Annotated in this window: 13 protein-coding genes; 10 read left to right on the forward strand and 3 right to left on the reverse strand. The window is 74.9% G+C overall.

Features of this window, described 5'->3' with window-relative positions; all coding sequences use genetic code 11:
• The first annotated feature begins 412 nt into the window (after nucleotides 1-412).
• The 4 genes from ACFVFR_RS12155 (at nucleotide 413) to ACFVFR_RS12170 (ending at nucleotide 5,514) form a co-directional block, all read left to right on the forward strand.
• A complete protein-coding gene (locus ACFVFR_RS12155) occupies nucleotides 413-1,264 on the forward strand; it encodes a MerR family transcriptional regulator (RefSeq protein ID WP_383700150.1) in 852 nt (283 codons plus the stop codon).
• A gap of 486 nt (nucleotides 1,265-1,750) precedes the next feature.
• Entirely contained in the window at nucleotides 1,751-2,437 is a 687-nt protein-coding gene (locus ACFVFR_RS12160) for a hypothetical protein (protein ID WP_383700152.1), read from the forward strand.
• A gap of 148 nt (nucleotides 2,438-2,585) precedes the next feature.
• Nucleotides 2,586-3,167: a GNAT family N-acetyltransferase gene (locus tag ACFVFR_RS12165; RefSeq protein ID WP_383700153.1), complete on the forward strand. Its 582-nt coding sequence runs from the start codon at nucleotides 2,586-2,588 to the stop codon at nucleotides 3,165-3,167.
• Nucleotides 3,168-3,360: 193 nt separating this feature from the next.
• Complete coding sequence (locus ACFVFR_RS12170) at nucleotides 3,361-5,514, forward strand: MMPL family transporter (RefSeq protein ID WP_383700154.1); 2,154 nt, start codon at nucleotides 3,361-3,363, stop codon at nucleotides 5,512-5,514.
• 168 nt (nucleotides 5,515-5,682) lie between these two features.
• Here the strand turns inward: ACFVFR_RS12170 and ACFVFR_RS12175 are convergent, their stop codons facing one another.
• The gene (locus tag ACFVFR_RS12175; protein WP_383700155.1) at nucleotides 5,683-7,851 is read right to left on the reverse strand and encodes a bifunctional glycosyltransferase 87/phosphatase PAP2 family protein; all 2,169 of its coding nucleotides are present in this window, start codon (nucleotides 7,849-7,851) and stop codon (nucleotides 5,683-5,685) included.
• 549 nt (nucleotides 7,852-8,400) lie between these two features.
• On the opposite strand from ACFVFR_RS12175, the gene ACFVFR_RS12180 reads away from it, so the two are divergent.
• Nucleotides 8,401-8,811, forward strand: a complete 411-nt coding sequence (locus ACFVFR_RS12180; protein ID WP_383700157.1) for a DUF2000 family protein — start codon at nucleotides 8,401-8,403, stop codon at nucleotides 8,809-8,811.
• A 142-nt stretch (nucleotides 8,812-8,953) separates the two neighbouring features.
• Here the strand turns inward: ACFVFR_RS12180 and ACFVFR_RS12185 are convergent, their stop codons facing one another.
• A complete protein-coding gene (locus ACFVFR_RS12185) occupies nucleotides 8,954-9,217 on the reverse strand; it encodes a DUF2087 domain-containing protein (protein WP_383700159.1) in 264 nt (87 codons plus the stop codon).
• Nucleotides 9,218-9,509: 292 nt separating this feature from the next.
• On the opposite strand from ACFVFR_RS12185, the gene ACFVFR_RS12190 reads away from it, so the two are divergent.
• From ACFVFR_RS12190 to ACFVFR_RS12200, 3 genes are all read left to right on the forward strand, one after another.
• Nucleotides 9,510-10,181: a DUF4352 domain-containing protein gene (locus tag ACFVFR_RS12190; protein ID WP_383700161.1), complete on the forward strand. Its 672-nt coding sequence runs from the start codon at nucleotides 9,510-9,512 to the stop codon at nucleotides 10,179-10,181.
• A 126-nt stretch (nucleotides 10,182-10,307) separates the two neighbouring features.
• Nucleotides 10,308-10,625 carry an antibiotic biosynthesis monooxygenase family protein gene (locus tag ACFVFR_RS12195; protein WP_383700163.1) on the forward strand — a complete coding sequence of 106 codons (318 nt, stop codon included), beginning with the start codon at nucleotides 10,308-10,310 and terminating at the stop codon, nucleotides 10,623-10,625.
• A gap of 94 nt (nucleotides 10,626-10,719) precedes the next feature.
• Complete coding sequence (locus tag ACFVFR_RS12200) at nucleotides 10,720-11,235, forward strand: GNAT family N-acetyltransferase (RefSeq protein WP_383700166.1); 516 nt, start codon at nucleotides 10,720-10,722, stop codon at nucleotides 11,233-11,235.
• Nucleotides 11,236-11,355: 120 nt separating this feature from the next.
• Here ACFVFR_RS12200 and ACFVFR_RS12205 read toward each other — a convergent pair whose 3' ends face one another.
• Nucleotides 11,356-13,461 carry a DHA2 family efflux MFS transporter permease subunit gene (locus ACFVFR_RS12205; RefSeq protein WP_383700168.1) on the reverse strand — a complete coding sequence of 702 codons (2,106 nt, stop codon included), beginning with the start codon at nucleotides 13,459-13,461 and terminating at the stop codon, nucleotides 11,356-11,358.
• Nucleotides 13,462-13,644: 183 nt separating this feature from the next.
• Here ACFVFR_RS12205 and ACFVFR_RS12210 point away from each other — a divergent pair, with 183 nt between their 5' ends.
• Nucleotides 13,645-14,637: a peptidoglycan-binding protein gene (locus ACFVFR_RS12210; RefSeq protein ID WP_383700170.1), complete on the forward strand. Its 993-nt coding sequence runs from the start codon at nucleotides 13,645-13,647 to the stop codon at nucleotides 14,635-14,637.
• A 427-nt stretch (nucleotides 14,638-15,064) separates the two neighbouring features.
• Nucleotides 15,065-15,739: an HAD-IA family hydrolase gene (locus ACFVFR_RS12215; RefSeq protein WP_383700172.1), complete on the forward strand. Its 675-nt coding sequence runs from the start codon at nucleotides 15,065-15,067 to the stop codon at nucleotides 15,737-15,739.
• The last annotated feature ends 15 nt before the right edge of the window (nucleotides 15,740-15,754 follow it).

Consider the following 15,754-nt stretch of genomic DNA (forward strand, 5'->3'; position numbering starts at 1 on the left):
GGCCGGGCCACACGCCATCGCTCCCGGCGCGGGCCACACGCCATCGCTCGCGGCCGGCCCGCGCACCGGAGCCCGGGGCTCGGGGCTCGGGGCTCGACCCGAGGCGACCGGGGTACGGGCCCGCCCGGCGTTCGCCCCCCCACCCGGCGTTCGCTCCCGTTGCCCGGCGTACGGGCGAGATGCGGGCGGCGTACGGGCGACGGGGGCCAACTAGCCCCTCGGGCGGCTCCGTTCGTCCGCCCCGGAGCACGTGCGCACGGGACGTGGGAGGTGACGCGGGGGGCCGATGGGCGCGGCGACGGGTGGAGGCGGGGGCGCGGAAGCGACAACGGGGCGGGCAGGTTGCTGCCAGGCGCCTGCGCTTCGTCGACCTGACACCCGGCGGTGATGTCGGGACCCTACACTCGCTCGCGTGAACCAGGCATCGGGGCACGGCCGGGAGTACCGCGTGGCGGAGCTGGGACGCGCGGCAGGCGTCAAGGTGCGCAACCTGCGCTACTACCAGGGGCGCGGGCTGCTCCCGCCGCCGCGCTACGAGGGTCGGGTGGCGCTGTACTCCGAGGCCCATCTGGCCCGGCTGCGGCTGATCAGCGACCTCCTCGCGCGCGGCTACGCGGTCAACGGGATAGCCGAGCTCTTCGCCGCCTGGGACCGGGGCAGTTGCCTCGCCGAGTTCCTGGGCTTTGAGGAGGAGCGACCCACCGACCCGGAGCGGCCCGCCCCTCCGGAGCGACCCGCGCGGCCCGCGCGCGAGGGCCTCGGCCCGGCGCCGGAGGCGACCTGTCGGGCGGAGCTGCGCGAGCGGTTCGGCGACCAGGCGACCGAGGAGAACCTGCGCCGCGCGGCCGAGCTCGGCTACCTGAGCATCGACGGCGAGACCATCACCCACGCGAGCCGCGAACTCATGGAGGCGGCGGCCGAGTTGGTGCGTGGCGGGGTGCCGCTGGACGCGCTGCTGACGGCGGGTGCCATGGTGCGGGCCCACACCGCCGAGCTGGCCCACCACCTGGTCACCGCCGTCCGCGCGCACACGCCCGACGGCGCGCCCGCCCTCGACGGCCGGGCCGTTGACCCGGCCCCGACGGGCACCGGCCCGACCCCGCCCGAGGCCCACCGCGTCGCCCACGCGGTGGCCACCCTGCGCCCACTGGCCGGCGAGGCGCTGGGCGCCGAGTTCGCCCGGGCGGTGGAGCACGCGGTGGCGACGGAGTACGGCACGCCACCCCCACCCGCCAACGCACCCGCCCCACCCGCCGAACCCTGACCACCCGCAACCACCTGAACACCCGCCACCCCCAGGCCCCTTCGGCCCCGCCCACCACACCCCCTCGCGCCCCCGCGAGGCCCGCGCCGCGCGCCCGAGATGAGCCCCCGCCCACGCGCGGGCTCACCTCGGGGCGAGCCCCCGCACCGCCCGACCGGCCCGGCCCGGCCCGGCCCGGCGACTCTCGGCGACGTCGAACACCCCATGCCGACATCCGGAGTCCGGCGTCCGGTGCGATCCCGCCAAGTACGACTTTCAAGCGATGGATGACAACGAAGGCGTACCTGCACTTCGTTGGCGTAACAGCGTCGTTCACCACGATCCGACGGCTCGTCAGAACCAGCTCCCTCGGCCGAAAACCGCTCGCGCTGATCTTGTCAATGGTCATTGGCAGCTTTAGGCTCAGGCCCGTTACATCGCGTAATGAGCTCGGTTCATGTTGTGCGCGGAGATCGCTCCGCAACGCCGCTCTCAAGGAGCCCCTTCATGACGAACCGCACGCACCGCTCCCGCGTTCTGACCACCTCCGCCGGCGTCGCCGCCGTCGCGGCCCTCGCACTCCCCTTCACCGGCACCGCCACCGCCGCGCCGCTGGCCCAGGCGGCGGCCGGGTCCACCACGGTGACCCCGGCGGGCCACTACTTCGGCGCCAAGCAGTCCGGTGACATCGTCATCAAGGCCGGCGACATGACCGTGACCTGTAAGGTCTCCACCTCTCAGCCGGCCGGTAGCGGCAGCGCCAACCAGATACCCGCCGCGCCGAACAACACCAACGCGAGCGGCCCGGTGGCCGGCACCATCACCGCGCCCACCTTCGAGTCCTGCACCACCAACGTGCCCGGCGTGAACGTCTCCATCGCCACCTCCGGCACCTGGGGCATCTCCATCCAGCACGGCACGACGATCGCGGCCAACCTGACCGTGCCGAACGGCGGCCTGGTCATGAGCCTGACCGGCGCGATCACCTGCACCGGCACCTCCGGCGCCGCGAACGTCCCGGGCACCTGGGCCAACGGCGCCCCGGCCAAGCTCACCTACCCGCAGTCCAGCGTCCCGGTGGCCATCACCGGCGGCGCCGGCTGCCCGACCGACGTCACCTCGGCCTCGCTGAGCGCCGCGTACGACGTCTCGGACGTCACCGACCCGACGGCCGCGCTCACCGTGACCGCCTGACCGACACCGTCCGCGCCCCGATCCGGCCCGGCCTCCGCCGGCGCCCGGTCGGGGCGTTCGGCCAGACCAGACGGCGACCCGCCGCCGGCCCCGGACCGCCGCCATAACTCCCGTGCTCGGCGAGGCGGCCGTGGCCTACGGTGACGCCATGGTCGCTACCCCCACCCCCGCCTCGCTCACCGGGGCCACCCCGCTCGTCGACGGCCTGCTGATACGCCCCGCCGCCGAGTCCGACGCCGCGGCGCTGGCCGCCGCGTACCGCGCCAGCCGCGAGCACCTGCGGCCCTGGGAGCCGCGGCGTACCGAGGACTTCTTCACCACCGAGGGCCAGCGGGCGCGGCTGCGCGAGCAGGCGGCGGAGCGGCGCGCCGGGCGCGTGGCGGCCTGGGTGCTGGTCGACGGCGACGAGATCGCCGGCGCGGCGACGCTGTCGGGCATCGTGCGCGGCCCCTTCCAGAGCGCCTCCCTCGGCTACTGGATCGCCGCCGGCCACGTCGGCCGGGGCCTGGCCACCGCCACCGCGCGGGCCGTGTGCCAGATCGCCGACCGGGACCTGGGGCTGCACCGCGTCCAGGCCGGCACCCTGACGCACAACGTGCGCTCGCAGCGCGTCCTGGCCAAGTGCGGGTTCGTACGGTTCGGCACGGCGGAGCGCTATCTGCACATCGACGGTGCCTGGCAGGACCACGTCCTCTTCCAGCGCCTCCTCAACGACCGCCACCCCGCCTGACCGCCCCCGGGCCCGCCGGCCGACGCGCCACCGCCGGGCGCCCTTGGCCCGCCCGCCGGGTCCCGCGCCGCCCGCGCCCGCCCGCCGGCCCCGCGCGGCGGTGGCCCGTACGCCGTCGAGATGCGCGCGGCGACGCGGCGGCGGATGCTGGCTGAACGCGACGATCCGATCGGGGGCGAGCGGGAGGGCAGGCATGTTCGCAGCTCTGGGCCGGTTCGTGGTGCGACGACCGTGGTGGGTCATCGCCGCCTGGGTCCTGGCGGCGGCGGCCGTCCTCTCGTTCGCCCCCAAACTCACCGCCACCAGCGACGAGGCCAGCTTCCTGCCCTCGGGGTACGCGTCCATCAAGGCCATGGACCTCCAGGAGGAGCAGTTCCCCCAGCAGCAGAACATCGGCGCGATCATCGTCTTCCAGCGCTCCGACGGCGCCCGGTTGACCTCGGCGGACTCCGCCGACGTACGACGGATCTGCGCCGACCTGGCCGGGCGGAAGATCCCCGAGGTCCAGGACGTCAGCGCGACCCCGACCTCGCCCAACAAGCGGGTGCAGACCGCGATCGTGGCCATGCCCAAGCTGACCAACCCGGAGGACACCGCGCAGCAGGACGCGGTCCAGACGCTCCGCGACGACCTGCCGGGGGCGCTGGCGAGCACCGACCTCAAGGCCGGCGTCACCGGCTCGGCCGCGCAGGCCCTGGACGAGCGCGAGTCCTCCGACCGGGCCGGCACCCTGGTGGCCGTCGGCACCATCGTCATCATCGTCGTCCTGCTGCTGGCCATCTTCCGCAGCCCGATCATCGCGCTGCTGCCCGTGGTGCTCATCGGCCTCATCTCGCCGATGGCCACCGGCCTGATCGCCAGCGCCAACGACGTCTTCGACATGAAGGCCGACCGGTCCATCCAGGAACTGCTCACCGTCGTGCTCTTCGGCGTCGGCACCGACTACATCCTCTTCCTGCTCTTCCGCTACCGCGAGGCGGTGCGCGGCGGCGAGGACGCCAAGAGCGCGATGGTGCACGCCGTGGAACGGGTCGGCGAGGCCATCGCCTCGGCGGCCGGGGCCGTGATCGTCGCGTTCGCCGCGCTCGCGCTGTCCACGCTCGGCATGCTCAAGTCGATGGGCCCGGCGCTGGCCATCGCCGTCTTCGTCACCCTGCTCGCCGGCCTGACGCTGGTGCCCGCGGTGGTCTCCCTGCTGGGCACCCGGGTGTTCTGGCCCTCGCGCTCGTGGCAGGCCGAGCCCTCCGGCGCCGGCTTCGCCCGCTTCGGCGCGGCGCTCGCCCGCCGGCCGGCGGTGTGGGCCCTGGTCTCCGCCGTGTTCATGGGGGCGCTGACGGCGGGCGCGCTCGGCTACCGGGCCAACTTCGACCTCGCGGGCTCCTCGCTGCCCAAGACGAAGGAGTCCATGGTCGCGCAGCGCGACATGGAGAAGGGCTTCCCGGCCGGGACCACCGACCCGACCTCCGTCTACCTGGACTCCACCGGCGGCGGCCGGCTGGAGCGCGCCGACGTGAACGCCTTCCGCGGCCGGCTGCGACAGGTGGACGGCGTGGGCTCGGTCGACCCGGCGAAGCTCAGCGAGGACGGGCGGACCGCCGCGTACGAGGTCGTGCTCGCGGACCCGCCCGCCTCCGACGCGGCCCTGAACACGGTGCGCGACGGGCTGCGCCCGACGGCCGACGAGGCGGCACCACGGGACACCCGGGCCCTGGTGGGTGGCATCACGGCGGTGTACGTGGACATCAACCGGGCCGTGGACCGCGACTACGCCGTGGTCTTCCCGGTCGCCGCGCTCTGCATCATGATCATCCTGGGGCTGCTGCTACGCAGCCTGGTGGCGCCCTGGTACCTGATGGTCTCGGTCGCGCTCGGGTTCGGCGCCACCCTCGGCGCGACGTCGATCCTCTTCCAGCGGATCGGCACCCAGCCGGGGCTGATGTTCATGCTGCCGGTGATCATGTACCTGTTCGTGGTGGCGCTGGGCACCGACTACAACATCCTGATGGTCTCGCGGCTACGCGAGGAGGCACGCGAGGGGCGGGACCCGCGCGACGCGGCGGGCACCGCCGTGCGCCACTCCGGGCCGACCATCGCCGCCGCCGGCGTCATCCTGGCCGGCACGTTCGCGACGCTGATGCTCGCGGGCAACGCCACCCTCTCCCAGATGGGCTTCGCGCTGTCGTTCGGCATCGCGGTGGCGGCGTTCATCATGGCCATGATCTTCACACCGAGCCTGACGGCGCTGATCGGCCACACGGCGTGGTGGCCGGGCCACGGCGACCGGGGCCCGAACGGGCCGGGCGCCCCGCCGACAGCGCCACCCGTCCCCCCACGGAACACGCCCTGACGCCTCCGGCCACCGACACCGACCCGCGCCCGGCTCCCGACGCTGACCCGCGACGCCGGCTCGCGCCCGGCTCCTGGTGAGGTCTCGCCCACCGGAGGCCCGGCCGGCGCGTGGGAGCGGGCCGCCCGTCATCGGGCCCGTCGGCACAGGCCCCGGCGCGCCCGGTGCCTACCGGGCCGCGTCGGCGGGGGCCGGGCGGTCGTCCGGGTCGGCGTCGGATGCGGCGGGCGGGGAGGCCGCCCGCGAGGTGTCCGGGGAGGCGCCGGCCGCCCCGCCCGTGGCCGGTGTCGCCGCCGCCGGTGTGCGCGCCGCCGTCGGAGAGTCGGCTGGAGTGGTCGTCGGCACGGCGGCCGGGAGCGTCGGGTTCGCGCCGGGCATCCTGGCCCGCAGGCCGGACCAGAACGCGGTCGCCTTGCCGCGGACGTCCACGGACGTGGGTTCCTCGACGGGCGGGCGGCCCGCGCCGGTCAGCACGTACTGGAGGCCGAAGCCGGCCGCGACGACGGCCGCGCCGCCCACCGCGTCCAGCAGGTAGTGGTTGGCGGTGCCGACGATGACCGCCGTGGTCAGCACGGGGTACAGCAGCCCCGCCACCTTCATCCACATCTTCGGCGCCACCAGCAACAGCACCACGCCGCACCACAGCGACCAGCCGACGTGCAGCGAGGGCATCGCCGCGTACTGGTTGGACAGCTTGGTCAGCGCGCCGAAGTCGGGGTCGTTCAGGTCCTGCGGGCCGTGCGCGGTGTCGATGTAGCCCATGTCCATCAGGCGCGGCGGGGCCAGCGGGTAGAGCCAGAAGCCGATCAGCGCGATCAGCGTGGCGAAGGCCAGCGGGGTGCGCGCCCAGCGGTAGGTGGCCGGGCGGCAGACGTAGAGCCAGGCCAGCAGTGCCAGTGGCACCAGGAAGTGGAAGGTCGAGTAGTAGTAGTTCATGCTCGCTTCGAGCCACGGCGTGTCGGCCACGAAGTGGTTGAACCAGTACTCCACGTCGATGTGCAGCCAGCTCTCGATGTCGAGGATCTGCCGGCCGTGCCCCTCGGCCAGGCTCCGCTCGTCGGGCGCGTGGCCTCGGATGAACGAGTAGCCCCAGTAGCCGACGCGGATGAGCATCAGTTCCAGGAGCAGGTTGGGCCGGGACAGCGGGCGCCGCCAGAACGCCAGCAGCGGCACCCAGGAGTACCGGGTGCGCGCGGGCTCGGCGTTCGGCGTCGGCAGCGGGCTGTTCCACTCCGGGGCGCTGCGCGCGAGGAAGGGCACCAGACAGGCGGCGGCCAGCGCGGCCAGGAGCTGCGCGTTGTCGCCGACGAAGCCGAGCCCCCGTACGCCGGCCGGCATCAGGGCGGTGCGGTTCAGCGTCATGACCAGCACCACGAGCACCGGCCACACCAGCCGGTCGGCCTGCCGCCTGCCCACGCGGCCGACGACGGCCAGCAGGATCCACAGGAGCTGGTGCTGCCAGGAGGTGGGCGAGACGGCCAGCGCGACGCAGCCGGTGATGGCGGCGGCCAACAGCACCTGCCCGTCGCGGGCGTAGTGCGCGGCGCGGCGCAGGCCCACCCAGATCACCGCGGCGGCGAGCACGGCCAGCAGGGCCAGCTCCAGCGGGCCGCGCAGCCCGGCGCGCAGCAACAGGCCGTGCAGGGACTGGTTGGCGAGGCTGGCCGCGTTGTCACCCAGGCCCGCGCCGCCGACGTGGTGTACCCAGTACGTCCACGAGTCGTGCGGCATCACGGCCCAGGCCAGCGCCGAGCAGGCGGCGAAGGTGGCGCCGGTGAGCGCGGCGACCCGGCGACGACCGGTGAGCCACAACAGCCCGGCGAAGAGCAGCAGGGCCGGCTGGAGCGCCGCGGCGACGCCGATGAGCAGGGCCGACTGGCGGGCGGAGGTCTTGGGTAGCAGCGTCAGCAGCACCAGCAGGACGGGGATGATGCTGGCCTGGCCGAGCGTGAAGGCGTTGCGTACCGGCAGCGAGAGGACGATCAGGCTGATGGCGACCGGGGCGGCGAGCAGCGCGGTACGCCGGGAGACGGGGCCCGGCAGGGAGCGGGCGGCGACCAGGCCCAGGACGACGACCAGCCCCAGCGTCCCGAACGTCCAGGCGACGCCCAGGCTCTGCTCGGCGGCCCGGGTCAGGGGCTTGAGGACGAGGCCGGCGAAGGGGGTCCCGGTGAAGGCGTCGGTGTCGTAGAGCGAGCCGCGCACGTGCAGGACGCCCCGCTCGCCGATCCAGGTCTCCAGGTCGGTCAGGCGCTGGTCGGGCGGCAGGCGCAGGACCGCCGCCGCCTGGCGGGCGGCCAGCAGACCGGCCAGCACCCACAGTGCGGCGAGCGCCATGCCCGTCCGCGACCGGACGGTCGGAGTCGACCGCCCGCCTGGGGATCTGCCCAGTCCACTCCGCTCCACGTCCGTCACGCCCCGCTGCTCCCCCACTCGCCGTGTCACTCGCATCCAATGTTCGAGACTTACTGAGCCCACAGAAAAGACGCGAAAAACCCTCGCGTCGCCTGAGTGCCACTGCCGGTTGCCTGTGAGCCGTCCGCCGTTCGCCGGGTAACCGCCCCTGTGCGCCTACGTCGCCGGGAGTAATTTCACCACTTTCCCGTACGTCGTCTCGCCACTGGGTCGCCGGGGCGGCCCGCCGGCCGGCGGGCGCGCGGCGGGCCCGGGGGCGCGCGCCAGGGGGCCGGGGTCGCGGCACCGGTGGCGGGCGCGCTGCCGCGCCCGTGCCGCCGTCGACCTCGCCGTCTCCATCACGTCATTGTGCCGCGACCTTCGGCGCCGCCGCTCCGCGAGCGGGCGCCGCACGGCGTACGACGGTGGGGGCGCGGCGGGGGCGCACCAGCGTCCAAGACGGCGGCCCGCGCGCGCCGACACCCTGCTGACATGCGCTTTGACACCAAGATCGCGGTGATCGTCCGGGAGGACCTCGCCGTCTGGCAGAAGCTGAACGTGGCCGCCTTCCTCTCCAGTGGCATCGCTCACGCCGCTGACGACGTCGTCGGCGAGCCGTACGAGGACGGCTCGGGCAACGGCTACCCGCCGATGTTCCGCGAACCCGTCCTCGTCTACGCGGCTCCCGCCCCGGCCCTGTCCCGTACGCACACACGAGCCCTCACCCGGGGCGTGGCCACGGCGCTGTTCCCGGTGGAGCTGTTCGGCACGGACAACGACGAGGACAACCGGGCCGCGGTGCGTGCCGTTCCGGCGGCGGAGCTGGACCTGGCGGGCCTGGCGGTGCGCGGCCCCCGCGCGAGCGTGGACAAGGTCGTCCGGGGGTTGCGCCCGCACGGCTAGCGCGTCGCGCGGGCCGGGTCCGCGCACCGCCAGCGCGCGGACGCGCACGGGGCGCGTGCCGCGGCGGGCGGGCGCGGCCGGTCGCGCTCCGTGGCGCTCGCGGGGGTCGTCGGGCGGGGCCGGGGCCGGGCGGGGCACGCGCTCAGCGCGACCTGCGGTAGCTGCCGCCGTCCGGGGTGCGCGTGAGCCAGCCGTCGGTGACCAGGTAGCGGCGCAGGGCCGCGCAGTCGTCGTGCACCGTGCGCAGGGCCGCGTTCACCTCCGGCTCCCGGTAGGCGCGGGCCGGCTGGAACAGCGTCTCGGTCAGATGTCGCAGGAGTTGTTCGCGGCGCGCGGCCCGGCGCGGGATGGCGGTCAGCCGCCCCCGCGAGAAGAGGTCGGACACGGGTGGCGGGGTGGTGGACACGCGGGCTCCTCCGGTCGGGACGGCGGGGCCGGCCGGCGACCGCCCAGGGCGGCGACCGGCCTGCCGCGCGCCGAGGCCGGGCGCGGGCCGGCGCCGGTGGGGAGCGTGGCACGGCGGGCCGGGCCGTCGCACCCGCTTTTCGCCCCCGACGTAGGGCGTCGGGGGCGCCGGCACGGGGTCCCCGGGCCGCCGTCGCCGCCCCGGCACAGGAGGGTCCTACCCGTGCACTTCGGTGCATACTGAGCCCCGCACCAGCGGCGCTCGGGCCGCTCGTGGTTCCCGGGGGGTCCCCATGCGCGTGTCCCGCGCCCTTGCTGTCCTGACGTCCGCGGCGCTGCTGGGGGCCGTACTCGCCGGCTGCTCCGACGACGGTGGCGACGACGGGGCCAGCGGCCCGGCCCCGTCGAAGGAGGCGATATCCGCGTCCGCGCACGGCGAGGGCACCACCGGCGCGGCCGACGACGACTCGCTGGACGTCCCCGAGGAGCGGACGGCGTCCGCCGCGCCCGCGCCTACGGCCCCGGCGCTGGCGGTCGGTGAGTCGGGCACGTACGAGGTCGGGGAGACCGACGAGTACGGCGAGGACTTCGAGGTCACCTCGACGATGAAGGTCACCGTGGTCGGCGCGGAGTACGTGAGCCCGGCGCAGGTGGACACGACGAACGAGCCCGAGAAGGGGCAGTACGTCTCGCTCACCCTCACCGTGGCCAACGTCGGCAAGGCACCGGCCGACTTCGCCGCGTACGGGATGATGAAGTGGGAGGACGCCCGGACGGCCGCGCAGGACGCCACCACGCTGGAGGGCGTCGGCCAGGGGCAGCAACTGGACACGACGTACCGGCCCGGGCAGTCCGTGACGGGCCGGCTGGTGCTCGACGTCGTGCGGCGGGGCGGGCTCGTCCACTACTACGACGCCAACGCCCGGGGCGAGGCACCCTCCTTCACCGTCGAGCTGCCGAAGTAGCCGCCGGGCCGCCACCGAGCGCGCCGCCGGCCGGCCGCCGGGGCGCCCGGGGCGATGTAGGAGACTGCTCCCACAAGATCGAGGCGAGGTCACCGCGTGGTGGCCTCCGGGTGTGAGAGGTGTCCTGTGAGCGTCGTCAAGATCAACGTCCTGACCGTTCCCGTCGAGCAGCGGGAAACCCTTGAGAAGCGCTTCGCCGCCCGGGCCGGTGCCGTGGAGAACTCCGACGGCTTCGAGTGGTTCGAGCTGCTGCGCCCGGTCGAGGGCACCGATCAGTACCTCGTCTACACCCGATGGCGCAGCGAGGAGGACTTCACGGCGTGGATGGAGGGCACCATGAAGGCCAGCCACGGCGGCGAGGGCGGCGAGCGACCGAAGCCGGCCGCCTCCGGTTCCACGCTGTGGTCCTTCGAGGTCGTCCAGCAGGCCGCACCCAGGGGCTGAGGCCCCGCTCCGGCGACCGGGCCGGGCGGCGCGCGGCCCGGGTGCCGGGAAAACCCGCTGCGACATCGCGCGCCGGGTGCTCACAATGGCCCGCATGACCGCTGCCCCCGCCCCCCGACCGACGTGGGAGGTCACCGCGCGCGCCGTGCACGCGGCGGACTCGGCCACGCTGCTGCGCGCGTACTTCACCGAGGTGAGCGACCGCTACTACCTGCTCCACGAGGGCCGGCCCTCGACCGCCGAGGAGATCGAGTCGGGTCTCCTGGAGCACCACAGCGACGACCTCGTCCCGCCGCACGCGGTGTTCCTGGTCGGGCGGTACGGGGGCGAGCCGGCGGGCTGCGCGGGGGTGCGGCTGTACGACGCGGACACCGCCGAACTCAAGCGGCTCTACGTACGCCCCGCCGAGCGCGGCACCGGCGGCGGCGCCGCGCTGCTGGCCGCCGCCCACACCGCCGCCCGGGAGCTGGGCGCCCGGCGCGTCATCCTGGACACCCGCGACGACCTGGTCGAGGCGCGGGCACTGTACGCGCGGCACGGGTACGTCGAGTCCGAGCGCTACAACGAGGACCCGTACGCCGAGCGCTGGTTCACCAAAGACCTGGCCTGAGCCGTCGGCCCTCGCCGTGGGCCCACCGCTGTCCGCCCCGCCCCTTTGGCCGACCACCCCGCTCCGTCAGCCGGCGCCGCCCGGGAGCGCCCCGGCGAGCGCGCCGGGCGGGCCATCCGCTCACACCACGCGACGGCGCACGCCGGTCCGGGGGCGATAGGCGTCGCCGTTGTGCGGGCGTTCGCCGTCGGAGCCGCACAGCTCCCCCGTCAGCTCGCGGACCAGCGCCACCAGGTCTGTCGGGCGGTGTGGGCCCCACCAGTCGCCCAGGAGCGCGGCCAGCGACTCCTCGCGGGCCCGCACCAGCCGCGCGGCGACCTCGCGGCCCCGTGCGGTCAGCACCAGCTCCAGCCCCTCGCGAACCGCGAGATGCCGCTCCTCAAGCTGCCGGGCGGCCTCGGTGACCACCCCGAGCGGCAGGTCGGCGCGCTCGGCCAGCAGCGCGGGTTCCACCAGGCCCTGCTGGTTGATCCGCAGCAGCAGCCAGCAGGCGGCCGGCCGCAGCTCGACGCCGGCACGCTCGGCGATGGTGACGTAGACGTGCTTGCGGCCCTCGCGACTGCCGAGGGTGGACAGCGCGCGGGCCACCTCGTCGCGCGAGGTGCGCTCGACCGGGTTGCTGGCCAGCACTTCGCTGGCCTCCGGGGCGGTCACCGAACCGCGCAACGGCTCCTCGCGCAGGAACCAGGCGAGCACCAGCGCGAGCAGCACCAGCGGCACCGCGTACAGGAACACGTCCGTGATGGAGGTGGCGTACGCGTCCAGTACGCCGCCCCGTTCGGCGGGCGGGAGCTGGCTGACCGCGCGCGGGTCGGCGCTGAGCGAGTCCGGGTCGACGCCGGGCGGCAGCCGCTGCCCGGCGAGGGCGTCGGTGATGCGGGAGCCGAGCTTGTTGGCGAAGACCGTGCCGAAGAGGGAGACGCCGAACGAGGCGCCGATGGAGCGGAAGAACGTGGCGCCCGAGGTGGCCACGCCCAGGTCCGCGTAGTCCACGGCGTTCTGCACGATCAGCACCAGGACCTGCATGACCAGCCCGAGCCCGAATCCGAAGACGAAGAAGTACGCGCTCATCTCGACCACGCCGCTGTGCCGGTCGAGCTGGTGGAGCAGGAGCAGGCCCAGCGCGGTGACGGCGGTGCCGGCGAGGGGGAAGACGCGGTAGCGGCCGGTGCGGCTGACGATCTGCCCGGAGGCCGTGGAGGCGATGAGGAGCCCGAGCACCATGGGCAGCATGTGCACGCCGGACATCGTCGGCGAGACGCCCTGGACGACCTGGAGGAAGGTCGGCAGGTAGGTCATGCTGCCGAACATCGCGAAGCCGACGACGAAGCCGATGGCCGAGCAGAGCGCGAAGGTGCGGCCACGGAAGAGCCGCAGCGGCAGTACGGGCTCCGCCGCGCGCCGCTCCACCCGGACGAACTCCGTCAGCAGCACGACGGCCAGCACGCCGAGCCCGGTGATCTGCCAGGAGTCCCAGTCGTAGCTGACCCCGCCGAGCGAGGTGAGCAGGACCAGGCAGGCGGCGACGGCCGCGATGAGGAAGGTGCCCAGGTAGTCGATGGTGTGCCGGGTGCGGTGGCGCGGGATGTGCAGCGCGGTGGCGATCGCCAGCAGCGCCACGACGCCGACCGGCAGGTTGACGTAGAAGACCCAGCGCCAGCTCAGATGGTCCACGAACAGGCCGCCGAGCAGCGGCCCGAGCACGCTGGTGGCTCCGAAGACGGCGCCGAACAGGCCCTGGTAGCGGCCCCGTTCGCGGGGCGGCACGAGGTCACCGACGATCGCCATGGACAGCACGATCAGCCCGCCGCCGCCCAGCCCCTGGACCGCGCGGAAGCCGATGAGCTGGGGCATGTTCTGGGCGACGCCGCACAGGGCCGAGCCGACCAGGAAGACGGCGATGGCGATCTGGTAGAGGCCCTTGCGCCCGTACTGGTCGCCGAGTTTGCCCCACAGCGGTGTCGCGGCGGTCGCGGCGAGGAGGTACGCGGTCACCACCCAGGACAGGTGGTCCAGGCCGCCGAGGTCGCTGACGATGGTGGGCAGGGCCGTCGAGACGATCGTCTGGTCGAGCGCGGCCAGCAGCATGCCCAGCAGCAGCGCGCCGATCGCGACCAGCACGGCGCGCCGCTCGTGGTCGTGGCCGGGGTGACGGTGCGCGGTGGCGGGGCCGGAGGCGGCGGGCCCGCTGGGCCCGGGATCGGGCGGGCGGGCGTCCTCGGCCATGGCGCCTCCTCGGGGTCCGGCTGCGCGACCGCTGATCCGCCGACGGCGGTCAGCCTCTCCACCCCATCCTCACCTGTTTGCCCGGGTACGGCCTGCTGGGCGCCGCGCCCACCGGGCCATCCGCCTGCGCGAACACGTGTTTGGTCTGCATAATCGCCAGCGAACTCCGAGGGAGGGAACACCGTGACGGGAGAACTCTGCCCGCACTGCTTCGCACCGCCACGCGCGGACGGTCGCCCCGGCTGCGCCTGCGCGGCGCGCGGGCTCCAGGGACCGGACGCCGAGGCGACCGCCGCACTGCCCCAGATATCCGACGACCGGGCCACGACCGCCGCCTTCGGCGCGGTCGACCCGGGCCCCAACCCCGATGACCTGCGGCTGTTCGACGACGACCCGTCGGCCGGACCCGGGGCGGGCGACGCGGACGGTACGCCGGGCGCCGCGACCGGCGCCGGCCAGGACGCGGGCGGCCCGGACGAGGGCCCAGGGGTCGCGCCGAGACCGGAGCCGGCCGGGCACCGCCGGCGGCGCCCGCTGGCGATCGCGCTGGCGGCGGCCTTCGTCGCCCTGGTGTGCGCCGTCGCCGTCGGCACCGGGCTGCTGGACGGTGGCGGCGACGGCGGACGCGAGGACGAGCGCGCGGTGTCCGACGAGCGCCAGCCGGCCTCGTCCGACCTGCCCACCTGGGACGGCGACATGACCGAGGAGGCGAGCCCGTCGTCCAGCGGCGCCCCGTCCCCCTCGCCCTCCGCCTCCCGCTCGGGCGGCGCGAGCCCGTCGGCGTCGGCGTCGCCTTCGGCCAGCCCGAGCCCCAGCGCGAGCGACACCCCCTCGCCCTCCCCCACCTCGGCACGCCCCTCGGCGACCCGGGCGAGCCAGGGTCCCAGCCAGGAGCCCACCCCCGCGACCACCCCGCCCGCCGACCCGCCACGGCCGACGACACCGGCGGGCCCGCCCGTCCTGCGCGAGGGCGACAGCGGCCCCGAGGTCGCCGAACTCCAGGATCGGCTGCGGCAGACCTGGACGTACGCCGGGACGGCGGACGGCCAGTACGACACGAGCGTGACCAACGCGGTCGGCACCTACCAGCGCCGGCACAACCTCACCGGGGACCCCGAGGGCGTCTACGGCCACCACACCCGCGACTTCCTGGAAGCCCGCACCGACCAGCCCTGACCCCTCGCCCTCCGCCCCAGGCCCCCGCCGGTGACCCGAGCCCGCTCGGCGACCGGACCGGGGGCCGCCCTCGTCCACCGCCCCGCGCCGCGCCGCGCCCGCGCCTGACGGGGCGGAGCGCCGGTGGTGGGTGGGGGTGCGGGCGGGCCGTCGGCGGGCTCGGGTGGGGGCCGGTGCGCGGGCCCTTCACACGCCGGATATGAGGTGTTCACCGGGTCGCGGCCGAAGGCGCTGGCGTCGGACGGCGTCTCTTTGTATGTTTGGGGAACAAAGTGGTTCCGCTCGCCTCCCTGACCGCGAGCGGGACTGCTTTCCCGCACACCCCACCGCCTCGCCCCCTCCCACCCCTCGCCTCACCCCGCTTCCCTATTCCTCGCGCACCGCACACCCCGCACCGCGCACCCCCGTCGAGCCCAGGAGTGGCCCCATGGCTCCCACGAGCACGTCCCAGACCCTCGGCGCCGTCAAGGCGCTGCTCCTCGACATGGACGGGACGCTCGTCAATTCCGACGCCGTCGTGGAGCGCTGCTGGCGGCGCTGGGCCGCCGACCACGGCCTGGATGGTGACAGCGTGATCCAGGTCGTGCACGGGCGGCAGGGCCACGCCACCATGGCCGTGCTCCTCCCGGACCGCCCGCACGAGGAGAACCTCGCCGACAACGCGCGGATGCTCGCCTGGGAGACCTCCGACGTGACGGGCGTGGTGCCGGTGCCGGGCGCGCCGGAGTTCCTGGCGTCCCTGGCGGGGCTGCCGCACGCCCTGGTGACCTCGGCCGACCGTGGCCTGTCCCGGGTGCGCATGGACGCCGCCGGGCTGCCGATGCCCGGGACGCGGATCACCGCCGAGTCCGTGAGCGCGAGCAAGCCCGACCCGGAGGGGTTCCTCAAGGGCGCGGCGGAGTTGGGTTTCGCGCCCGCCGACTGTGTCGCCTTCGAGGACTCCGAGGTGGGCATAGCGGCGGCCCGCGCGGCCGGCATGCGTGTGGTCGGCGTCGGCCCCCGCGCGGCGGCGCACGCCCCCACCGCCCATGTCCGCGACCTCACCCAGGTCCGCGTCGAGGCCCTGCCGGCCGGCGGTCTGGCCCTGCACATCACCCCCTGACCCGACCGCCGGCGC

It is taken from the genome of Streptomyces sp. NPDC057702 (assembly GCF_042799315.1).
GTDB lineage: Bacteria > Actinomycetota > Actinomycetes > Streptomycetales > Streptomycetaceae > Streptomyces.

Bases quoted from the DNA above. Each gene is read 5' to 3' on its own strand.
- ACFVFR_RS12170 (WP_383700154.1), top strand. From the start codon at position 3,361: ATGTTCGCAGCTCTGGGCCGGTTCGTGGTGCGACGACCGTGGTGGGTC.
- ACFVFR_RS12200 (WP_383700166.1), top strand. From the start codon at position 10,720: ATGACCGCTGCCCCCGCCCCCCGACCGACGTGGGAGGTCACCGCGCGC.
- ACFVFR_RS12180 (WP_383700157.1), top strand. From the start codon at position 8,401: ATGCGCTTTGACACCAAGATCGCGGTGATCGTCCGGGAGGACCTCGCC.
- ACFVFR_RS12165 (WP_383700153.1), top strand. From the start codon at position 2,586: ATGGTCGCTACCCCCACCCCCGCCTCGCTCACCGGGGCCACCCCGCTC.
- ACFVFR_RS12205 (WP_383700168.1), bottom strand. From the start codon at position 13,461: ATGGCCGAGGACGCCCGCCCGCCCGATCCCGGGCCCAGCGGGCCCGCC.
- ACFVFR_RS12215 (WP_383700172.1), top strand. From the start codon at position 15,065: ATGGCTCCCACGAGCACGTCCCAGACCCTCGGCGCCGTCAAGGCGCTG.
- ACFVFR_RS12175 (WP_383700155.1), bottom strand. From the start codon at position 7,851: ATGGCGCTCGCCGCACTGTGGGTGCTGGCCGGTCTGCTGGCCGCCCGC.
- ACFVFR_RS12160 (WP_383700152.1), top strand. From the start codon at position 1,751: ATGACGAACCGCACGCACCGCTCCCGCGTTCTGACCACCTCCGCCGGC.
- ACFVFR_RS12190 (WP_383700161.1), top strand. From the start codon at position 9,510: ATGCGCGTGTCCCGCGCCCTTGCTGTCCTGACGTCCGCGGCGCTGCTG.